The following is a 19,487-nucleotide window of genomic DNA, read 5'->3' as shown; positions in this document are numbered from 1 at the left end:
GGCGTTCAGGCGTGCAGGTGTACAAAAGCACCCCGGTGCAGGTTCAGCCTGCGCGGGGTGCCTCTCATCTTGAATCAGGCCTTGGCGATGGCCGCGGCGATGGCTTCGCCCACCTCGGTGGTGTTGGCCTTGCCGCCCAGATCGGGCGTCAGCGGACCGGCCTTGATCGTGTGCTCGATGGCGGCCACGATGGTGTCATGGGCCTGGCGCCAGGCACCTTCGCTGTGGCCCAGGAAGTCCAGCATCAGCGCGCCCGACCAGACCATGGCGATGGGGTTGGCGATGTTCTTGCCGTAGATGTCGGGCGCCGAGCCGTGCACGGGCTCGAACAGCGAGGGGAAGTTGCGGTCGGGGTTGAGGTTGGCCGACGGTGCCAGGCCGATGGTGCCTGTGGTGGCAGGACCCAGGTCGGACAGGATGTCGCCAAACAGATTGGTGGCGGCCACCACGTCGAAGCGGCCGGGCTGCAGCACGAAGCGGGCGGTCAGGATGTCGATGTGCTGCTTGTCCAGCGTGACTTCGGGGTAGTCCTTGGCCACATCGTCGGCGCGCTTGTCCCACCAGGGCATGCTGATGGCGATGCCGTTGCTCTTGGTGGCCAGCGTCACGTGCTTCTTGGCGCGGCTCTGGGCCAGATCGAAGGCGTACTTGAGCAGGCGATCGGCGCCATGCTTGCTATAGACCGATTCCTGGATGCAGATCTCGCGGTCCGTGCCTTCAAACATGATGCCGCCCAGGGCGGTGTACTCGCCTTCGGTGTTCTCGCGCACCACGTAGTAGTCGATGTCACCGGGCTTGCGGCCGGCCAGGGGGCAGGGCACGCCTTCGAACAGGCGCACCGGGCGCAGATTGATGTACTGGTCGAATTCGCGGCGGAACTTGAGGAGGGACCCCCACAGCGAGACATGGTCGGGCACGGTGGCGGGCCAGCCCACGGCGCCGAAGAAGATGGCATCCATGTCCGAGAGCTGGGCCTTCCAGTCGTCGGGCATCATCTGGCCGTGTTCGGCATAGTAGTCGCAGTGGGCCCAGTCGAAATGGTGGAACTCCAGCGGCAGGTCGAAGCGCCTGGCTGCGGCTTCCAGCGCGCGCAGGCCTTCGGGCATGACTTCCTTGCCGATACCGTCGCCGGCAATGACTGCGATCTTTTTGGGAGTGGACATGGTGCTCTCTCGTGAATGTGTTGGGTGGCGAGGCAGCGGCTCGGCCTGTGCCTGGCGGTATTTTTGCACCTTGCATAACTGAATACAATTGACTGATCGTGGCCTGATTGTTTACAGATCGTGCAGAAAATGCCTTCGCCCGAAGACCTGCGTGTCTTCACCACCGTGGTGCGCAAAGCCAGCTTTGCCGAGGCTGCGGCCGCGCACAATGCTTCGCCGGCCTTTGTCAGCAAGCGCATCCGCCTGCTGGAGCAGGAGCTGGGCGTGAAGCTGCTGCATCGCACCACACGGCGGGTCGCCGTCACCGAGCAGGGCGAGCGCGTCTACCACTGGGCGCAGCGCATTCTGGACGAGGTCGAGCATCTGCTGCAGGAGGTGGATGTGACGCGCCGCCAGCCGCGCGGCCTGCTGCGGGTGTCCACCAGCTTCGGCTTTGGCCGCAATGTGGTGGCACCCGCGCTGTCGCAGCTGATTGGGCAATATCCGGCGCTGCAGCTGCGCCTGGAAGTGTTCGACCGCATCGTCGATGTCGCGGCCGAGGGCTTCGATCTCGATGTGCGTGTGGGCGACGAGATCGCACCGCACCTGATTGCGCGGCATCTGGCCGACAACCACCGCGTGCTGTGCGCGGCCCCGGCCTATGTGCAGCGGCGTGGCAGTCCGCGCACGCTCGACGAACTGGCCGCCCATGACTGTCTGGTCATCAAGGAGCGCGACCATCCCTTCGGTGTCTGGAAACTGCGCTCTGGCAGTCAGGAGCGCAGCGTGAAAGTGACCGGGCCGCTGTCCACCAATCATGGCGAGATGGCCGTGCAATGGGCGCGAGATGGCCATGGCATCGTGCTGCGCTCGCTCTGGGATGTGGCGGCCGATCTGCACTCCGGCAGCCTGTTGCAGTTGCTGCCCGAGTGGCGGCAGCAGGCGAATATCTGGGCTGTCTATCCGACGCGGCTGGAGCGCTCGGCCAAGGTGCGGGTCTGCGTCGAGTTCCTGCAGGAGTTCTTCAGCAAACAGGCGCCAACGGGATTCAGGAATACTATTAAAAAAGAAGCTGCTATCGATTGATATACATGAATTTCAGAGTCTTTTGAATCTGAAAGATATGTAAAGCAAGCGCAAGCAGCTTCTGTTTTTGAGCCTGATGCCGCGTGATGGCTCAGGCCGGTGGCTAATTACTTTGTCAGCGCGGCCTTCACGGCAGCGGACACCAGGCCCATATCGGCCTTGCCGGCCAGCTGGGTCTTGACGGCGCCCATCACCTTGCCCATGTCGCCGGGGCCGGAGGCGCCCAGTTCGGCCACGATGGCCTGCACGGCTGCGGTGATCTCGGCTTCGCCCATGCGTTCGGGCAGATAGACCTTGAGCACTTCCATTTCGGCCTTTTCCACATCGGCCAGATCGCTGCGATTGGCGGCTTCGAAGGCGGCGATGGAGTCCTTGCGCTGCTTGATCAGCTTGTCGACGATGGCGATGACGGCAGCGTCGTCGAGCTCGATGCGCTCGTCCACTTCCTTTTGCTTCATCGCGGCCTGCAGCAGGCGGATGGTGCCCAGGCGCGCGCTGTCCTTGGCACGCATGGCGGTCTTCATGTCTTCGGTAATCTGGGCTTTCAGGCTCATGGCTTTCTCCTTGGGGTTGGCGAATGGTGGTGCGCAGTGTGAACGGCGTTGACTATCCATTCGCAGGGAGGTCACTGCGCAGCCAGGCAGGCTTGGCAGTGGCCAGAAAACAAAAAACCCGCGCCTGGCGTCCCGAGCGCGGGTTTGCGGCTGTTTTAAGGCCGACTGGTCCTAATCAACGATTAGTACAGCTTCTTGGGCAGTTGCATGCTGCGAACGCGCTTGTAGTGACGCTTCACGGCAGCAGCCTTCTTGCGCTTGCGCTCGGCTGTGGGCTTTTCGTAGAACTCGCGAGCACGCAGATCGGTCAGCAGACCCAGCTTTTCGATGGTGCGCTTGAAGCGGCGCAGGGCAACTTCATAGGGCTCGTTTTCTTTGACGCGGATGGTAGTCATTTAATTTCCAGATATATCTGTGCTGACAGAGGGTTCTCGGGAAGATCGGGCCTGAGAGCCGTGAACAGCGGTTTCCCCGCCACTTTTTAACTAGTATGGCCGACGGGGTAATGCCAGCAAAGTCGAGCATTATAGACCAAGACTTGAGCGGCGTCTTGATTGGCGCGCGAAGCAATCCGGCGTCGGACAGGTCTGCGCGGTTTTGCGGCTGCAGGGGCGCGCTGCCCAAGGCCAGGTCCAGGCTCCGTTTTGTGCATTTGCGCCTGCCGGCGCACTCCAGGCGCGTGCATTGCGCGGAGCAAGGCCGGGCTGGGCTCTGGGGTTTCTTGGGAGTATCGTGTACACGAAAATTGCATACAGTTTGGAAGCTTTATTTCGTGACCAAGGTCAAGGAATAAATGGGCTTCGTGCCTGTGCGCGTCGCTGTCTTTCCGTGTTCAAGGAGCTTCCATCTTGTCCAGTGCTTCTCATTCCTCATTGATTTCGCGTCGCCAGTGGATGGCTTCGGCCGTCGCCGTGCCGGGCTTGCTGGCATTGACGGCCTGTGCCGGCAGGGCCGGAGTTTCCGGGCCTGCCGCATCCGGCGGTACCCTGGTGGTGGGCGGTCTGTTTGCGGGCTCGCGCAGCGACAAGGGCTTTATGGAGGCCGGCTGGCGCGGCCTGGAAAAGGCGCGTCAGGAACTGGGTGTGCAGACCTATTTTCTGGACGGCATGGCGCCCAGGAAGGAGTTGCTGGTGCCGGCTCTCGCGCAGCTCGCGGAGCAGGGCGCGCAGCTGGTGATTGCCCATGGCGGGCAGAACAATCAGGCCGCAGCCGAAGTTGCGGCGCGCTTTCCAAGGACCCAGTTCGTTGTGACCCAGGGCGCGGTGCAGGGAGGCAATCTCTGCAGCTATGACGTGTTGCAGGAGGAGTCGGCCTATCTGGCCGGAGTGCTGGCGGCGCTGACCACCAAAACCGGTGTGGTCGGTCATATGTCGGGCATTCGCGTGCCGCCGGGACTCAAGGGCCGTGCCGCCTATGCGGCCGGCGTGCGCGATACCGACCCCAGGGTCAAGCTGCTGACGAACTTCTCGGGCGATCAGGACGACAACGCCTTGTCGCACCGCATTGCCAAGGCCCAGATGGCTGCCGGTGCTGATGTGATCTTCACCATGCTCAACTCCGGTCGCGATGGCGTGACCCAGGCCTGCCGCGAGGCGGGCACACGCCAGATCGGCAATGTGATCGACTGGACCACGGTGGATCCGCAGGTGTTTGTCGCTTCCGCCTGGGCCGATGTGGGCATTGGCGCGTTCTTGGCCGTCAAGGACATGCAGGAGCGCGGTGCGCCGGGCCCGGGGATTCGCAAGATCGGCCTGAGCGACCCGGCCGCCGTACGCCTGAGCATGGGCCAGGGCGTGTCAGCCGCTGTGCGCGAGCGCGTGGCCAAGGCGTCGGCTGCCATCGCCTCGGGGCAGCTCAAGGTTCCCGAACACTATGAAGGCAAGGAGTTTTCTGCCTGACCGGATGATGCGCCGCAGGCGCAGGCAGCAAAAAAAGGATGGCTCAACCATCCTTTTTCATGGCAGCAGGCGCTGCGGCTTCAGTCGCTCAAGCCATGACTGACTGCTTTTCCGCCATGGCCTGGGCGCAGGCGGCGGCACTGGCCCAGGCCCACTGGAAGTTGTAGCCGCCCAGCCAGCCGGTGATGTCCACCACCTCGCCGATAAAGTACAGGCCAGGCTGGCTCTTGCACTCCATGGTTTGCTGTGACAGCACCTTGGTGTCCACGCCGCCCAGCGTGACCTCGGCTTTTTTGTAGCCTTCGGTACCCGTGGGGGTGATTTCCCAGCGCGACAGCTGTTCGGCCAGTCTGGCCAGGGCCTTGTCGCCGGCCTCGTTGATGGGGCGCTGCAGCTCGGGCATGCGGCCGACCCAGGCATCGGCCAGGCGCGCGGGCAGGTGGGCGGCCAGCTCGTTGGCGACCAGCTTGCGCGAGTGGAGCTTGGCCTGGGCCAACACCTCGGCCAGATCCACGCCAGGCAGCAGATTGATCTGCAGCGGGGTGCCGGGCTTCCAGTAGCTGGAGATTTGCAGCACCGCAGGACCGGAGAGGCCGCGATGGGTGAACAGCAAATCCTCATGGAAGCTCATGCGCTCCTTTTTGCTGCCGGTGCTGATTTCCACAGGCAGGGCCAGACCGGCCAGGCCCGCGTAGGGCTGCCAGCCTTCGCCGTCGAAGGTCATGGGCACCAGGCCGGGCGTGCGCTCGATCAGCGGCAGATCGAACTGCTGGGCCAGCCGATAGCCGAAGTCGGTGGCGCCTATCTTGGGAATGCTCAGGCCGCCGGTGGCAATGACCAGATTGGCAGCTTGCACCATGCCGCGATCGGTTTCAATCTGATAGCTGCAATCGATTTCTGCATCTGCGTTTGACGGCGAAAACACTACTTTCCTGACCTGGCAAGGCTGCCAGCGCTGCACGCCGCCCGCCGTGCACTCGGCCAGCAGCATGGCGATGATGTCCTCGGCCGAATGGTCGGCAAACAACTGGCCCTTGTGCTTTTCGTGGTGGGCAATGCCATGCCTGTCCATCAGCGTGATGAAATCTGCGGGTGTGAAGCGCGAGAGGGCCGAGCGGCAGAACTGAGGGTTCTGCCCCACGAAATGCTTGTGTGGCGCGCGCACGTCCAGATCGCGATTGGTGAAGTTGCAGCGTCCGCCGCCCGAGATGCGAATCTTCTCGGCCACCTTGGGCGCATGATCGATCAGCAGCACCTTCAGGCCCTGCTGGCCGGCCTGGGCCGCGCAGAACAGGCCTGCGGCACCGGCGCCGATGATGATGGCGTCAAAAATCTGGAAGGGGACCTGTGGGGTGGAGGACACGGCGGGCAGGGCGCTGAGGCACGAACAACAAAGCCGGTCATTGTCCCAGATGGCTGGTCACTGGTGCTCTAGGGGCTGACAAAGTCCCGAAATGCGCGGATCGTGATGCCTGCGCAGTCGCCAGCCCGTTGTCCCATTGGGGTATGCGCAAGGGTTCAGCGTGCGTCCCGGATCACTTCTAGAATCGCGCCCCATGAATACACCATCCCACCAGCTGAGCATGACCGTGCTCATGTCGCCTGACATGGCCAACTTCTCCGGCAATGTGCACGGGGGCGCCATCCTGAAATTGCTGGACCAGGTCGCCTATGCCTGCGCCAGCCGCTATGCGGGCCGCTATGTCGTGACGCTGAGCGTGGATCAGGTGATGTTTCTGCAGCCTATCCATGTAGGTGAGCTGGTGACTTTTCTGGCCAGCGTGAACCACACCGGCAAGTCGTCCATGGAAATCGGCATCAAGGTGATTGCCGAGGAGATTCGCAGCCAGGTGGTGCGCCATGTGAACAGCTGCTTCTTCACCATGGTGGCCGTGGATGATGACAAAAAGCCTGCCCCCGTGCCCCCGCTGCAGCTTGAGACCGACGAGGAAAAGCGCCGCTGGGACGCCGCCATCATTCGCAAGGAGCTGCGCAAGGAGCTGGCCGAGCGCTTCGCCGAGACCCGTACTCCCTGATGCAGGGCGGCGCTTGCCGCCTGCCCGGGCTGCGCGGGACAGCCCGGGGGCGGTCCTGGCTCAGGCCGCCGCTGATTGCGGCAAGGCCTGGGGCTGGTTCTGCCAGGCGGCAATGCCCTGGACCACATCGCCGACGACGATGATGCTGGGGCTGCCCAGCTGATGGTCGGCAATGCTCTGCGGCAAATCCTTCAGAAAAGTCAGCGCATGGCGCTGCTGCGGCAGGCTGGCATGCTGGATCACGGCCACTGGCGTGCTGCCGGGCAGGCCGCTGAGCAGTTCGTCGCTGATGCGCTCGACGCTGCTCACTCCCATATAGATCACCAGCGTCAGCTTGGCAGCATGGGCCGTGGCGGCGATCTGGCGCCAGTCGGGGCCGCTGTCGCCGGGCTTGGCATGGCCGGTCATGAAAAGCACACCATGCGCGCGGTCGCGGTGGGTCAGTGGGGCGCCCAGGCTGGTCAGGCCCGCGAGACCGGAGGTGATGCCATTGATGACATCCACCTCGATGCCGGCCTGACGCAGATGTTCGACCTCTTCGCCGCCGCGGCCAAAGATGAAGGGGTCGCCGCCCTTGAGGCGCACCACGCGTTCGCCGTCCTGCACGGCCGCAATCATGAGCTTTTCGATAAAGGCCTGGGGGGTGCTCTTGCAGCCGCCGCGCTTGCCCACATAGACCACGCGGGCACTGGGCGAGGCGTGGCTCATCACACCATCGCTGACCAGATCGTCGACAAACAGCACGCTGGCTGAGGCAATGGCCTTGGCGGCCTTGATGGTCAGCAGCTCGGGGTCGCCGGGGCCGGCACCCACCAGGGTGCACGAGCCGCACTGATTGGAGTTATGGGAAATGGCAGTCATTGTGGGGTCTCAGTCGGGGCTGCGGCAGTCGGGGCTGCGGTTATAGGCTTGCAGTGCGGCGCGGCTGGCGGCAGCGCCGGCATCGGTGACCTGCATGGCCTGGTGCAGGGCTTGTATCTGTTCCAGCTGTTGCGCGATGGGGGCCGGCACAGGCAGCTGGCCGTTCAGAATGTCCAGCGTCAGCCTGGCTGTCTGCTCGGCATTCAGGTCTTGCTTGGGGGCGCTGATCTCGGTGCCGGATGCGAGCTGGCTGCTGTGCAGGGAAGAGCGTTCAAAGCAGATTTCTCCGGCAATCACACCCGTGCTCACGGGTTCGCGGTGGGGGGCGGCCACGGCCTCGCCTTCCGTGCCGCGTACCAGCAGCGCACTGGTCGCGCGCATGGCCAGCGTCTGCAGCATGGGCTGGGCATAGGCGGGGTGGGTATAACTGGCCAGCACCAGCCCCGATTGCGCGCTACTGCTGCCATGGATGGGGTCCAGCAGCTTGACGATGCTGTGCGCGGGATTGCGCAGGCCCATCTGGCGGCGAATCTGCAGCAGCCGATCCAGCGGTGCCAGCAGGTGACGGGTCTGCATCCAGACCTTGTCGCCAGGCTCCAGAGCGACGGGGCGCTCGATGGCCGTCCAGCCCAGTTGTTGCCATACCTCGGCCGTACCCAGGCGCTTGTCCTCGGTATGGCTGCCGTGCACCAGCACCGGCAGGCCTTGCTGCGCCAGCAGACCTGCCAGCAGCGGCGTGAGATTGGCCAGCTTGCGCGAGCCGTTGTAGCTGGGGATGACGACCACGGGCCGGGCCTTGTGCGCCTGGGGCCACGCGGGCAGACGTTGCTGGGTGGCGTCGAGAAAGCCGGCCAGCTCTTCGGCGCTTTCGCCCTTGAAACGCATGGCAATGCAAAAGCCGCCCAGCTCCAGATCGCAGACCTTGCCGTCCAGCACCTGGCCCATCAGATCGCAGGCCTGGGCCCGCGAAAGAGAGCGCGCGCCCTTGGTGCCGCGACCGATTTCCTTGATGTAGTGGCTGATGCTCATGATTAACGTAATTGTCGCTATAAAAACCATGAGTTGTCAGACGATTTGGTTATATAAATCAAACCGGCTGTAGTCGAGAAGCCGTCGTTCCCTGTTGAACCAGCTGTGCAGCCAGTGCCTGCAGCTGGGATTGCGCGAGCTGGGCGACAAGCTCCAGCATGGGGTTGCTCTTGAGCGCTTGGGCAGACACCAGGACGGCGAGCCGGCTGACCTGGCGCGAAGCCCGAAGCGGCCGGAACACGATCTGCTCGCGGTGGAACATCGCGAAGGATGCCGGCACGATGGCCACGCCCAGACCGCAGGCCACGAGCGCCAGCACATTCACGAGCTGCCCCGCTTCGTGGCGTATCAGCGGAGTGAAGCCGGCCTCGGCACATAGCGCGACCGTGCGGTCGAAGTAGTCGGTGTCCTGGCCGGCTCGCGCTGGGGCGTTCGCGGGACCGAGGATCTGGGCGCAGGCCTGCGTGCGCTGTACGTGATGGAGGCCGGACTGAATGCCGATACCGGCGAGCGCGCTCAGGGAGGACTGGCCTTCGGTCGACAGATCTTCGTCGGCATGGGTGGCGGCTGGGGTCAGCTGACGGTGGGCCGCCACTACACCACGTTTCACACCTCGCTGGCTTCCTACGCCCTGACGGGCCTGATCTGGGGCAACGCCGCCAACTATTTCCGTGACGGCACGGTGCTGCGCGCCGACAACTCGCTGCGCTTTCAGTCGGCTTCCATGGCAGGACTGGTGGTGCGGGGCATGTACTCGTTCGGGGAGAACGCCGGCACCAATGCAGGGCGCCAGTTCGGCGGCTCGCTGGACTACACGCGCGGCCCCTGGAGCTTGGGAGCCTCGCTGTGGGAGCGACGCACCACCGCCCAGAACACCGACCGCTATCGCTTGCTGGGCGGCTCCTATGACTTCAAGGTGGCCCGGGCGGCCTTGCTGCTGTCCTATGGGCAGTTCCAGGGGCGTGCGCGCGCGAACAGCGATGCCCGCGCCCTGAGCGTGCGCTATGACCATGCACTGTCCAGGCGCACCAAGCTGTATGCGGGCGTCTCCGCGATCCGCAACGAGGCGGATGCAGCTTTCACCATCAACAGCGCCAGCAATGCCGGGCCTTCGGTTCCCAAGGGCAGCAAGCCGCGCTCGCTGCTGGTCGGCATTTCGCACTCCTTCTGAGCCAGGCCGTCACCGGACGCTGCGGCCTGCAGGAGGCCCAGTCCAGGGCGCGGGCCGCTTCAATGGTCTATAGCCCGGGAGGGGCTTGCGCAGTGAATGAACATTGATCACATTTCGGGACGCAGGGCGCGCGTACCATGTGCGCTGTTTTTGAGGAGTGTTGAAATGACCGCTAACGCATCTTTGACCGACGAACTCATGGGCCAGTTGCAGGGCGCTCCCATGCAGGGCCTGGCCCAGCAACTGGGCATCGACTCCGTGCAGGCCGAGCAGGCCGTGGGTGTGGCGCTGCCCATGCTGTTTGGGGCGCTGGGCCAGAACACGGCTGAGCCTCAAGGAGCCGCCGATCTGTTCGGTGCGCTGCAGCGCGATCACAGCAGTGCCAATGGCGCGATGGATATGGGAGGTCTGCTGGGCGGGCTCGGTGGCCTGCTGGGCGGCGCGGGCGGCGGCGCCGGTGCGGCTGGCGGCCTGGGTGGGCTGGGCAGTATTCTGGGCTCGGTGCTGGAAGGCGGCTCCGGTGCCGGCAACTCGCAGCTCGATGCGGGCGCCATCCTGGGCAATATCTTTGGCGGTCAGCAGCAGCAGGCCGAGTCACGGCTGGGTCAGGCCACGGGTCTGGGTGGCAATGCAGGTCAGTTGCTGGCCATGCTGGCTCCCCTGGTGATGTCTTTCCTGGCCAATCGGGTCCAGGCTCAGGGCATGGGGGCCGGCGACCTGGGCAATGCTCTGGATCAGGAGCGCGGCCAGATCCAGTCACAAGGCGGCATGGCGGGCGGCATCCTCGGCAGCCTGCTCGATCAGAATGGCGACGGCAAGCTTGATGCCGGAGATCTGTTCAAGCTGGGTGCGGGTTTGCTGGGCGGTCGGCGCTGAGCACAGGACTTGGTGACAGCATCAAGGCAGCTTTGGCTGCCTTTTTTGTTTTTGTATACGGGCATAGCCTGATTGCCGCAATGCAGCAGGATTCTCACACTGGTCATGTCGTCATGCGTTTTGCATGACAGGACGATCCAGAAAGGAGAACCAGATGACGACCGTCGCCGAAATTCTGCGCGCCAAGGGCAACAGCACTATCTACAGCGTTTCTCCCTCCGACACCATGCTGGCTGCGCTGCAGCTCATGGCGGAAAAAAGCATTGGCGCGCTGCTGGTGCTGGAAGGTGGCGAGATCGCCGGTATCGTGACGGAGCGCGACTACGCGCGCAAGATCGCGCTGCAGGGCCGAAGCTCGGCCAGCACGCGAGTGGATGAGGTCATGACGCGCAAGGTGCATTGCGTGCTGCCGCGCCAGACCAGCGAGGAGTGCATGTCGCTGATGACCAGCAATCGCATGCGCCATCTGCCCGTGATCAATGAGACCCGCGAATTGCAAGGGCTGATTTCGATTGGTGACATCGTCAAGGAAATCATCTCGGCCCAACAGTTCACGATTCATCAGCTGGAACACTATATTTCCGGGACACCCAATGTGAATCAGCCTTAGGGTGCTATGAATTGAATAGCGAGGGCGGGCAGGGCTAATGTCCGCCTTTTCTGCATCTGGAAGGCGCAAGTCCTACACTTGCGGCCATGAGTTTGCTGATCCTGGGAATCGAATCCTCTTGTGATGAAACCGGTGTGGCCCTGGTGCGCACGCCGGACGGCCAAGGTGTGCCCACCTTGCTGAGCCATGCGCTGCACAGCCAGATTGAAATGCACCGCGCCTATGGCGGCGTGGTCCCGGAGCTGGCCAGCCGTGACCATATTCGCCGTGTGCTGCCGCTGACCGAAAAGGTGCTGGCCGAATCCGGGGAGCAGCTCGAAAACGTCGATGTGATTGCCTTTACACGCGGACCCGGCCTTGCCGGGGCTTTGCTGGTCGGCTCCGGTGCAGCCTGCGCCATGGCAGCCGCGCTGGACAAGCCTGTGCTGGGCGTGCACCATCTCGAAGGCCATCTGCTCTCACCTTTCCTGAGTGCCGACCCGCCCGAGTTCCCGTTTGTGGCCCTGCTGGTCTCGGGGGGGCATACCCAGCTCATGCGTGTGGACGGCGTGGGTGAATACGAAATCCTCGGTGAAACCATCGACGATGCGGCGGGCGAGGCATTCGACAAATCGGCCAAGCTCATGGGCTTGCCCTATCCGGGCGGTCCCGTGCTCTCGAAGCTGGCGGAGGGCGGCGATCCTCAGGCCTTCAAGCTGCCTCGCCCCTTGCTGCATTCGGGTGACCTGGACTTTTCGTTTGCCGGCCTCAAGACGGCCGTCCTGACCCAGGCCAAGAAGCTGGGTGAAGAGCTGGAAGCGCGCAAGGCCGATCTGGCCGCCAGCACGCAGGCCGCGATTGTGGATGTGCTGGTCAAGAAAACCATGGCCGCACTCAAGCAGACCGGCATGAAGCGCGTGGTGGTGGCGGGAGGTGTGGGGGCCAACAAGCAGCTGCGCGAGCAGCTCAATGAAGCCTGTGCCAAGCACAAGATTCGCGTGCATTACCCCGAGCTGCATCTGTGTACCGACAACGGAGCCATGATTGCCATGGCTGCCGCCATGCGGATACAGGCGGGACGCGAGCAGGCACTGCATGAATATGCGTTTGATGTGAAGCCGCGCTGGCCGCTGGATTCTCTCAGGTGAATCCGTGCAATAGAAAGCAGCCCAGGTGGCTGCTTTTTTCATGGTTGCCTGCGCTTATCCGGCCAGCTTTACGGCCAGCTTCGCTACGTTCTGGCCCTGGTAGCGGGCAATGCTCAGTTCGTCGGGATGAGGCTGGCGCGAACCATCGGCACCCGCAATCGTCGAAGCGCCATAAGGCGAATTGCCGCCCTTGACTGCGCTCAGATTGGTCTGTTCGGGCAGCGGATAGCCCAGCGGCACGATGATCATGCCGTGATGGGCCAGCGTCGCCCAGGTGGTCGTGGCCGTCATTTCCTGGCCGCCGCCGGTGCCGGTCGAGGTGAAGACGCTGCCGATCTTGTTGATCAAGGCCCCCTTGACCCAGAGACCGCCGGTCTGGTCGAGAAAGCTACGCATCTGGCCCGGCATATTGCCAAAGCGCGTGGGCACGCCAAACAGGATGGCGTCGTAGCCGGCCAGCTCGGCGGGGCTGGCGACTTCTGCGGCCTGATTGGCCTTGCCGCCTGCGTTCTTGAAGACATCCTCGGGCATGGTTTCGGGCACGCGCTTGACGGTGACCTCGGCACCGCTGACGCTGCGGGCTCCTTCGGCCACGGCCTGAGCCATGGTTTCGATATGTCCGTACATGGAGTAGTAGAGAACCAGCACTTTCGCCATGGATGAATTCCTCAAACGGGGTTGGAAAGCGGTGCAGCAATGGTGCGCCCGACTGAACCCACAGTGTAGGAATTCAAGATGGCAGCGCGGCACGCACTGGCAGCGTGCGCCTGTAGGCCAAGGCGCCGAATCAGCTCAACTCCAGGAATCGGCCATGGCATTGGCATGAAAAAAGCCCGCAACGCCAAGGCAGTGCGGGCTTTGTGCTTTCCGGCCGACCTCTTGCTAAGAGGAGATGGAAGAAAGGATGAGGCTGGCCGGTCGGCGTAAACAGCGCTTATTCGATGCTGAGTGTCACGGCCTTGTTCTGAGGCTCGAGCTTGGCCAGGGTCAGTGTCAGCACTCCATGCTCGAGCTTGGCCTTGCTGTTGGCCGCATCGATTTCATGGCCCAGATCCCAGCTGTATCTGACCTGGCGGGCTGCGCCTTCCACGCTTTCGAGCTTGGCGACAGAGCCTTCCAGCGAGAGTCTGAGTTGCTCGCGTGCCAGGCCAGGCACATCCAGGGTCAGGGTCGTGAATTGGTCATCGCGGCTGACTTGAACCTGGCGTTGTACGGGGCTTGCAGCGCCCAGGGTTTCCTGCAGAAAGCGTTGCAGGGCCAGGTCGGCGGCGCGAGGAGATACAAAGGTATTACGGCTCATCACAGGGGCGAAGAACATGGTGTTTAACTCCTTTAAACTGCGCGGCTTGCGTTGTTGCCGCTTGACTCATAGGTAGGTGGTGGCAAGCGCATTTCAAGAGGTTTTTTTGATGAATAAATTGCGCCGTGATGCCTTGAAATACCTGCAATTGCCACTACTATGCGCGCCGTTCGGCATTGCTGGCGCTGCTGTGGCTGCAGCCAAAGCCAAGCTTGCGCAACCCATAAAGCTGGCACTGGTGGAGAGTCTTTCGGGCCCGTTTGCAAACACGGGCGAGGCCGTGTTCCGCAATTTGCTGTGGGCGACCGAGCGGGTGAACGCGCGCGGCGGCGTGTGTCTGGCCGACGGTCTGCATGAGCTGGTGATAGAGCGCTATGACAGCAAGGGCCAGAACGAAGAGGCACTGTCGGCGCTGCGTGCGGCCATAGACAGCGGTGCGCGCATCATCATGCAGGGCAACTCGTCGGCCACGGCGGCGGCGCTTCTCGACGCCATCGACAAGCACAACAGCCGGGATCCTTCGCGACGTGTGCTGTATCTGAACTATTCGGCCGTGGATCCGGCGCTGACCAACGAGCGCTGCAGTTTCTGGCATTTCCGCTTCGATGCCCATGCCGATATGCGCATGGCTGCGCTGATGGAGGTCATCAAGGACGACAAGGCCGTACACAGTGCCTATCTGATCGGGCAGGACTACAGCTTTGGCCAGGCCGTGTTGCGCGAAGCAAGGCGTCAGCTTGGCATGCAACGGCCCGATGTGCGCATCGTGGGCGACGAGTTGCACCCCGTGGGCCGCGTCAAGGACTTTGCGCCTTATGCGGTCAAGATCAAGCAAAGCGGTGCCCAGGCCGTGATCACGGGCAACTGGGGCAACGATCTGATGCTGCTGGTCAAGGCTGCGCGCGAGGCCGGCTATGAAGGGCGTTTCTACACCTTCTACGGCAATGCCCTGGGCGCCCCGGCGGCCTTGGGTGATGCCGGCGTGGGCAAGGTGCTGGCCGTGGCCGACTGGCTGCCCAATGTACCCACGGCCGAGAGCCGTGCCTTCTACCAGTCTTTCCGTCAGCGCTTTCCCAGGCCGCAGGACGACTATGTGCATATGCGCATGCAGCTCATGATCGAGGCTCTGGCGCAGAGCCTCGAAAAGGCCGGCAGCACGGACACCGTCGCCGTGGCCCACGCCATGGAGCATGCCAGGGTGCAGATGGCGGGCCGCTCGGGCAGCATGCGGGCGGCAGACCACCAGTTTCAGCAATCGCTGGTGGTAGGCATGATGGAAAAGAGAGGCAGCGCAGGCGTGGACTTCGATGTGGAAGGTTCGGGCTACGGATTCAAGGTCGTGCGCGAAATTGCGGCGGCCAGAGCTGAGATGCCTGGTCAGTGCCAGATGAAGCGCTTCTGAGTGGCTGAAGAACTATCGGATCAATAGCTGCCAGCGCTTATTGGAAAAGCGCTGCCGCCCGAATTAATTCATCTAGTTGCGTTTGGCCGAGGCGGTCTGGCTGGCCAGATAGGCTTCATGTACCTCGCGCCCCAGCTCTATCACCGACAGCGCATAGAACGCCGACCAGTTGTAGCGCGTGATGGCGTAGAAGTTCTCGGTACCCGCGATGTACTCCGTGGGGCCGGAGCTGCCATTTTTCAGCTCGATCAGTGCCAGCGGACGCTCATAGTTGTCGGCGCCCAGCACACGTACTTCGCGTTCTGCCATCTGCGCGGCAGTGAATGTGGGGTTGATATCGGGTGCGAGCAGGGTTGCCAGATTCTCACCCTGGGCGCGCATGTCCACGGTAAAGGCCGTGGGCAGGCCCGGCTTCCAGCCATGGCCGACGAAGTAGTTGGCGACCGAGCCGATGGCGTCGGTGGTGCTGTTGAACAGGTCTATGCGGCCGTCGCCGTCAAAGTCGACGGCATACTTGTCCCAGCTGGTGGGCATGAACTGACCCAGGCCCATGGCACCGGCATAGCTGCCGCGTAGCGCAAACGGGTCACTGCCGGTGCGGCTGGCCGTGACCAGCACCTGCTCGAGCTCGCCACGGAAGTAGTCGGTGCGGGCCTGGGCGCGGGGGTGGGATGGCGGAAAGTCCAGTGCCAGCGTGACCAGAGCATCCATCACGCGAAAGTTGCCCATGTTTCGGCCGTAAATGGTTTCCACGCCGATGATGCCGACGATGATTTCTGCGGGCACGCCGAACTGCTGCTCGGCACGCGCGAGCGCCTGATGGTTGGCCTGCCAGAACTGCACGCCGGCGCGTATGCGCACGGGGTCGATGAAGCGGCTGCGGTACACGGTCCAGTTCTTCACGAAGGTCCTGCCGGCCGGCGTCATCAGGCGTGTGACCACGGGCAGGTTGCGTGCTTCGCTCAGCTGCGCACGCACCCAGTCGACAGGCAGATCGCGGCGGACCGCGATTTCTTCGGCCAGTTGCATGGCGTCGTCCCGACCGGCATAGGCCACGGCCGTGGCGGCTGCAGCCGTGGCTACGGCAGCCGGTGCTGCCTTGCGGACGGCTTTTTTGGCCGGTGCGGCGATGGCGCCGGCGGTCAGCAGGCACAGTGCCAGAGTGCTCAGTGCTTTAGCCTTGAGGTGTTTGCTGTTATTGAGAGTGATGCTCATGTTTTATTTCTTGAGGGGATAGGGCCAGCGCTGCTGTCGGATGGACAGCCAGCGTCGGCGCAAGGTCTTCAGTTCAGTGGCTTCGGTGTCGGAGGATGGCGCATAGCGTAGCCTCTCCATGTCCAGCAGCCAGTCGGATAAGGCTGCAGCCAGGGGCGCGGATGCAGATTCCTTGGCCCAGCGCTCCTGCACGCGGCGCGACAGGCTGCGAGCGGAGTCGCTGGCACCGCTCGCTATGCCTGCGCGCTGCAGCCACAGCCTGGCAGCGTGCATGAGCTGGCTCCAGCCGTCGCGCTGCGGTCGTGTGGCGCGGGCCCAGATCAGCCACAGCAGCGCCAGAGCGCTCAAGCTGCCCGCCAGCAGGCGCAGCAGATCCGTCCAGCTCGGCGATTCGAAGCCCAGGCTCTGCAGCAGATTGAGCTGACGGCTTTGCGTGTAGTTGATCACCCACTGGTTCCAGCGGTTGTTGATGGCCTCCCAGACGGCGCGCAGCTTCTCCAGCGTGCCGGTATCGACGAAGTTGCCAACAGCGCTGGCAAAGGCGCCGGGGGGAGCGCTCAGGCGCTGGAGCTGCCCGACCCGGCTGGGTGCGACAGCGCCTGTGGGGTCTACACGGACCCAGCCCCGGCCGGCAATCCAGACTTCTGTCCAGGCATGGGCATCGCTGTTGCGCACGGTCCAGTAATTGTCCACGCTGTTGCGGTCGCCACCCTGGTAGCCGGTCACGATGCGCGCGGGCACTCCCATACCGCGCATGAGCACGGCAAAGGCTGAGGCGATGTGCTCGCAAAAGCCTTGCTTGCTGTCAAACCAGAAGTCATCGGCGGTGTGGACGCTGTCGACCACGCCGGGCTCCAGTGTGTAGGTGTAGCCGCCGGTTTTCAGGCGCTGCAGGGCGGCGGCGATCAGCCTGTCCGTATCCGTGTCAGCGCCCGGTTGGGCTCGTAATTCGGCCTGCAATTGTTCGCCCAAAGCCCGTGTGCGCGGGTTGCTGCCGGCTGGCAGCTGCAGATGGCGTTTGAGCTCTGGGGTGAGCTGCAGCGGTCCGTGGCTGAAGTCGAGATGGCTTTGGGCATCGACACGCAGCACATCGGTAATCGGGCGCCCGCTCAGCCACTGGAGGCTGGAGCTCATGCGCAGCCTGCCTACCGAGGCGCCCGGCGGAATCTGCGGTTCGGTCCTGACGGCATCGAGCAGGGTCAGCCAGCGGCGCTTGCTGGGCTCGATCAGCATCTGGTAGCGAACGGGTTCACCGCTCACACGCAGCTGAGGCATGGCCATGGCGTCAAGCACAGGGTCGGCCTGCCAGCTGCGGCCATCGAACTGGCTGAGCACCGGGCCGCGAAAGTACAAGGTGTTGGCCGGTGGCTCTTTGCCCTCGGGGGTATCGAAACGGATGCGCAGGGCCACGCTATCGTCCATGGCCAGCGAGGCAACCTCGCCTACGCGCATGCTTTCGGACAGGCCCGAGCGTCCGGCCATATCGTCGGATGGCACGCCCCATAGCGGAGCCATGCGCGGAAAGAACAGAAACAGCGACACCATCACGGGCGCGCCCCAGAGTGCGAGCCAGCCCGCAGTGCGCAGAGCCTGCGTCAATGGAGGCTTGCCAGCCGTCATATGGGCGTTGACCAGGGCGGTGAGCAGGCCCATCAGCCCGAGCACCATGGCCATGGCTGTGGGCAGGGACTGCGAATGGAAAAAGTTGCTGAGCAGTACAAAAAATCCCAGAAAGAACACCACCATGGCATCGCGCCGCGCGCGCAACTCCAGTGTCTTGAGTGCCAGCAGCATGACGACCAGGGTCACGCCGGCATCGCGGCCCACAATCGTTTTGTGCGTGGCCCAGGTAGCCCCAATGGCGATGGCTAGTGCGCCCGCCAGCACCCAGCGGCCGGGCAGGGGGGCGCTGGTCAGTGCCAGGCGTGCACGCCACAGCAACAGGGCTGCGGCAAAGGCGCTGGTCCACCAAGGTGTGTGCTGAATCTGAGGCAGCATGATCCAGGCGATGACGGCGAGCAGAAACAGCGTGTCCCGTGCATCGCGCGGTAGGGCAGTCAGGCGCTGCAGCCAGTTGCTGCCGGCAGAAGAGGCGGTTGCTTTCATGGACAGGCGGCCAATGCTTCGAGGCAGCGCGTGGTGTGCTGTGCGCCGCTGGCCGGTGCGATTTCCTTGCCGCCCGGCAGGCGCAGGCCCCAGGTACGGCCTTGCTGCTGAGCCATCAGCACCCAGGCCGTGAGGCGCGACAGCCGCGCCTCATGGTCGGCCAGGCCGGTATGGCGCGCATCGAGCCAGAGACGGTGATGGTGAGCCATGGTCCGGTCGCGGCTGACCAGTTGGTGGCCGCCTGCTGCAAAGGACTGAGCCGCTTTCTTCCACACCACCAGCTTGAGCGGGTCGCCAGTCTGATAGCTGCGCACGCCATCGAATTCATCACCGCTGCGTATCTGGGCGCTGCTGCGGCCGCCGACTTCGGGGCTGGCGGCTGGCAGTGGCGGGGCATGGGTTTCTGGTTCGGGATAGACCCAGACCAGGGTTTGGGGCCGCCACAGAGCCCAGACGCGAAATGCGCCCAGCGGGTAGCGAGTGAGTATGGAGACGGCGGGCAGCTCCTGCCGGCCGCGGCGCGTGGGCATGAAGCTCAGCTGCACGGCGGTGCTGCCCTGCTCGGGAATATCGACCCAGGTCCAGGCATCAGAGTGATCGGCGCTTCGCCGGGTTTGGTGCAAGGCGAGGCCTATGCCCCAGCGGCGCGAGCGGCGGGCATTGTGCAGACTGATATGCATGGGGCAGGGCGCATGGGCAAAGCAGCCGCCCGATGCATTGCCTTGCGAACCTGCGCCGCCGAGGCTCAGCTGCAGACCACGCAGATTGCCATGGCCTACAACCATGCTGGCGGCCGCGCTGCCTGCTAGCAGGAACGTGAGCAGGTAGCCCAGGTTGAGCTGGTAGTTGATGGCAGCAATCAACAGCACGATCAGCGTGGCCAGCATGGCCCAGCCCGCGCGCGAGGGCAGGATGTAGACATTGCCCTGGGTCAGCGTGAGCTGGTCGCTGCGCGGCAGACGTGCAAACATCCACTCGCGCACCCTGGCGCGGGGTGAGAGCCGCTGGAAGATATTGGATGTCTCTGGCCGTTCGCCCTTTGATGCGGAGCGCTTCATGCTATGAAACTCATGA

At 63.6% G+C, this 19,487-nt stretch carries 20 protein-coding genes; 8 read left to right on the top strand and 12 right to left on the bottom strand.

Going from position 1 to position 19,487, the window contains the following annotated elements; genetic code table 11:
* Positions 1-74: 74 nt before the first annotated feature.
* Positions 75-1,163, bottom strand: coding sequence for a tartrate dehydrogenase (locus NOX35_RS19010; RefSeq protein ID WP_256494353.1), 1,089 nt, complete (start codon positions 1,161-1,163; stop codon positions 75-77).
* 129 nt (positions 1,164-1,292) lie between these two features.
* Between NOX35_RS19010 and NOX35_RS19005 the strand changes: the two genes are divergently transcribed.
* Positions 1,293-2,228, top strand: a complete 936-nt coding sequence (locus tag NOX35_RS19005) for a LysR substrate-binding domain-containing protein (RefSeq protein ID WP_182283681.1) — start codon at positions 1,293-1,295, stop codon at positions 2,226-2,228.
* Positions 2,229-2,335: 107 nt separating this feature from the next.
* On the opposite strand, the gene NOX35_RS19000 is transcribed toward NOX35_RS19005, so the two are convergent.
* Both NOX35_RS19000 and rpsU read right to left on the bottom strand, forming a co-directional pair.
* Positions 2,336-2,782 carry a GatB/YqeY domain-containing protein gene (locus NOX35_RS19000; RefSeq protein WP_003079000.1) on the bottom strand — a complete coding sequence of 149 codons (447 nt, stop codon included), beginning with the start codon at positions 2,780-2,782 and terminating at the stop codon, positions 2,336-2,338.
* 182 nt (positions 2,783-2,964) lie between these two features.
* The gene (rpsU, locus tag NOX35_RS18995) at positions 2,965-3,177 is read right to left on the bottom strand and encodes a 30S ribosomal protein S21 (protein ID WP_003052999.1); all 213 of its coding nucleotides are present in this window, start codon (positions 3,175-3,177) and stop codon (positions 2,965-2,967) included.
* A gap of 453 nt (positions 3,178-3,630) precedes the next feature.
* On the opposite strand from rpsU, the gene NOX35_RS18990 reads away from it, so the two are divergent.
* Positions 3,631-4,680, top strand: coding sequence for a BMP family protein (locus NOX35_RS18990; RefSeq protein WP_232537995.1), 1,050 nt, complete (start codon positions 3,631-3,633; stop codon positions 4,678-4,680).
* 88 nt (positions 4,681-4,768) lie between these two features.
* Here NOX35_RS18990 and NOX35_RS18985 read toward each other — a convergent pair whose 3' ends face one another.
* Complete coding sequence (locus NOX35_RS18985) at positions 4,769-6,043, bottom strand: NAD(P)/FAD-dependent oxidoreductase (protein WP_256494345.1); 1,275 nt, start codon at positions 6,041-6,043, stop codon at positions 4,769-4,771.
* 193 nt (positions 6,044-6,236) lie between these two features.
* On the opposite strand from NOX35_RS18985, the gene NOX35_RS18980 reads away from it, so the two are divergent.
* Positions 6,237-6,716 (top strand): acyl-CoA thioesterase, encoded by a 480-nt coding sequence (locus NOX35_RS18980; RefSeq protein ID WP_003069412.1) that lies wholly within the window; start codon positions 6,237-6,239, stop codon positions 6,714-6,716.
* 60 nt (positions 6,717-6,776) lie between these two features.
* On the opposite strand, the gene cobA is transcribed toward NOX35_RS18980, so the two are convergent.
* The 3 genes from cobA to NOX35_RS18965 are packed head-to-tail and all read right to left on the bottom strand — an operon-like array spanning position 6,777 to position 8,955.
* A complete protein-coding gene (gene cobA, locus NOX35_RS18975; protein ID WP_182283679.1) occupies positions 6,777-7,577 on the bottom strand; it encodes a uroporphyrinogen-III C-methyltransferase in 801 nt (266 codons plus the stop codon).
* 9 nt (positions 7,578-7,586) lie between these two features.
* A complete protein-coding gene (ybiB, locus tag NOX35_RS18970; RefSeq protein WP_256494342.1) occupies positions 7,587-8,606 on the bottom strand; it encodes a DNA-binding protein YbiB in 1,020 nt (339 codons plus the stop codon).
* Positions 8,607-8,664: 58 nt separating this feature from the next.
* Positions 8,665-8,955 carry a hypothetical protein gene (locus tag NOX35_RS18965; protein ID WP_256496946.1) on the bottom strand — a complete coding sequence of 97 codons (291 nt, stop codon included), beginning with the start codon at positions 8,953-8,955 and terminating at the stop codon, positions 8,665-8,667.
* Between the two features lie 60 nt (positions 8,956-9,015).
* Between NOX35_RS18965 and NOX35_RS18960 the strand changes: the two genes are divergently transcribed.
* The 4 genes from NOX35_RS18960 (at position 9,016) to tsaD (ending at position 12,390) form a co-directional block, all read left to right on the top strand.
* Positions 9,016-9,777 (top strand): porin, encoded by a 762-nt coding sequence (locus tag NOX35_RS18960; protein WP_371878553.1) that lies wholly within the window; start codon positions 9,016-9,018, stop codon positions 9,775-9,777.
* A 165-nt stretch (positions 9,778-9,942) separates the two neighbouring features.
* Positions 9,943-10,653, top strand: coding sequence for a DUF937 domain-containing protein (locus NOX35_RS18955; protein WP_182283677.1), 711 nt, complete (start codon positions 9,943-9,945; stop codon positions 10,651-10,653).
* A 154-nt stretch (positions 10,654-10,807) separates the two neighbouring features.
* A complete protein-coding gene (locus NOX35_RS18950; RefSeq protein ID WP_003053023.1) occupies positions 10,808-11,263 on the top strand; it encodes a CBS domain-containing protein in 456 nt (151 codons plus the stop codon).
* A gap of 86 nt (positions 11,264-11,349) precedes the next feature.
* A complete protein-coding gene (gene tsaD, locus NOX35_RS18945) occupies positions 11,350-12,390 on the top strand; it encodes a tRNA (adenosine(37)-N6)-threonylcarbamoyltransferase complex transferase subunit TsaD (protein WP_034352676.1) in 1,041 nt (346 codons plus the stop codon).
* Positions 12,391-12,444: 54 nt separating this feature from the next.
* Here the strand turns inward: tsaD and wrbA are convergent, their stop codons facing one another.
* On the bottom strand, positions 12,445-13,047 hold the full coding sequence (wrbA, locus tag NOX35_RS18940) for an NAD(P)H:quinone oxidoreductase (RefSeq protein WP_034380050.1): 603 nt from the start codon (positions 13,045-13,047) through the stop codon (positions 12,445-12,447).
* Positions 13,048-13,324: 277 nt separating this feature from the next.
* On the bottom strand, positions 13,325-13,708 hold the full coding sequence (locus NOX35_RS18935; RefSeq protein ID WP_256494338.1) for an Hsp20/alpha crystallin family protein: 384 nt from the start codon (positions 13,706-13,708) through the stop codon (positions 13,325-13,327).
* Positions 13,709-13,799: 91 nt separating this feature from the next.
* On the opposite strand from NOX35_RS18935, the gene NOX35_RS18930 reads away from it, so the two are divergent.
* Positions 13,800-15,092 (top strand): branched-chain amino acid ABC transporter substrate-binding protein, encoded by a 1,293-nt coding sequence (locus NOX35_RS18930; RefSeq protein WP_256494337.1) that lies wholly within the window; start codon positions 13,800-13,802, stop codon positions 15,090-15,092.
* 72 nt (positions 15,093-15,164) lie between these two features.
* Here NOX35_RS18930 and mltB read toward each other — a convergent pair whose 3' ends face one another.
* From mltB to NOX35_RS18915, 3 genes are read right to left on the bottom strand one after another with little or no spacing between them, the layout of a single operon-like run.
* Positions 15,165-16,307 (bottom strand): lytic murein transglycosylase B, encoded by a 1,143-nt coding sequence (mltB, locus tag NOX35_RS18925; protein ID WP_256494336.1) that lies wholly within the window; start codon positions 16,305-16,307, stop codon positions 15,165-15,167.
* Positions 16,308-16,310: 3 nt separating this feature from the next.
* On the bottom strand, positions 16,311-18,413 hold the full coding sequence (locus tag NOX35_RS18920) for a DUF3488 and transglutaminase-like domain-containing protein (RefSeq protein WP_256494335.1): 2,103 nt from the start codon (positions 18,411-18,413) through the stop codon (positions 16,311-16,313).
* Positions 18,410-19,471 (bottom strand): DUF58 domain-containing protein, encoded by a 1,062-nt coding sequence (locus NOX35_RS18915; protein WP_182283672.1) that lies wholly within the window; start codon positions 19,469-19,471, stop codon positions 18,410-18,412. The genes NOX35_RS18920 and NOX35_RS18915 overlap by 4 nt, the downstream gene beginning before the upstream one ends.
* Positions 19,472-19,487: the final 16 nt, after the last annotated feature.

Source organism: Comamonas sp. C11 (genome assembly GCF_024496285.1).
Taxonomy (GTDB): domain Bacteria; phylum Pseudomonadota; class Gammaproteobacteria; order Burkholderiales; family Burkholderiaceae_C; genus Comamonas; species Comamonas testosteroni_F.
This window is presented reverse-complemented; position numbering and strand designations above follow the sequence as displayed.

Coding starts and splice junctions, on each gene's coding strand:
- NOX35_RS18920 (WP_256494335.1), bottom strand. CDS start 18,413: ATGAAAGCAACCGCCTCTTCTGCCGGCAGCAACTGGCTGCAGCGCCTG.
- cobA (WP_182283679.1), bottom strand. CDS start 7,577: ATGACTGCCATTTCCCATAACTCCAATCAGTGCGGCTCGTGCACCCTG.
- NOX35_RS19010 (WP_256494353.1), bottom strand. CDS start 1,163: ATGTCCACTCCCAAAAAGATCGCAGTCATTGCCGGCGACGGTATCGGC.
- mltB (WP_256494336.1), bottom strand. CDS start 16,307: ATGAGCATCACTCTCAATAACAGCAAACACCTCAAGGCTAAAGCACTG.
- NOX35_RS18955 (WP_182283677.1), top strand. CDS start 9,943: ATGACCGCTAACGCATCTTTGACCGACGAACTCATGGGCCAGTTGCAG.
- NOX35_RS18950 (WP_003053023.1), top strand. CDS start 10,808: ATGACGACCGTCGCCGAAATTCTGCGCGCCAAGGGCAACAGCACTATC.
- wrbA (WP_034380050.1), bottom strand. CDS start 13,047: ATGGCGAAAGTGCTGGTTCTCTACTACTCCATGTACGGACATATCGAA.
- NOX35_RS18915 (WP_182283672.1), bottom strand. CDS start 19,471: ATGAAGCGCTCCGCATCAAAGGGCGAACGGCCAGAGACATCCAATATC.
- ybiB (WP_256494342.1), bottom strand. CDS start 8,606: ATGAGCATCAGCCACTACATCAAGGAAATCGGTCGCGGCACCAAGGGC.
- NOX35_RS18980 (WP_003069412.1), top strand. CDS start 6,237: ATGAATACACCATCCCACCAGCTGAGCATGACCGTGCTCATGTCGCCT.
- rpsU (WP_003052999.1), bottom strand. CDS start 3,177: ATGACTACCATCCGCGTCAAAGAAAACGAGCCCTATGAAGTTGCCCTG.
- NOX35_RS18935 (WP_256494338.1), bottom strand. CDS start 13,708: ATGTTCTTCGCCCCTGTGATGAGCCGTAATACCTTTGTATCTCCTCGC.
- NOX35_RS19000 (WP_003079000.1), bottom strand. CDS start 2,782: ATGAGCCTGAAAGCCCAGATTACCGAAGACATGAAGACCGCCATGCGT.
- NOX35_RS19005 (WP_182283681.1), top strand. CDS start 1,293: ATGCCTTCGCCCGAAGACCTGCGTGTCTTCACCACCGTGGTGCGCAAA.
- NOX35_RS18930 (WP_256494337.1), top strand. CDS start 13,800: ATGAATAAATTGCGCCGTGATGCCTTGAAATACCTGCAATTGCCACTA.
- tsaD (WP_034352676.1), top strand. CDS start 11,350: ATGAGTTTGCTGATCCTGGGAATCGAATCCTCTTGTGATGAAACCGGT.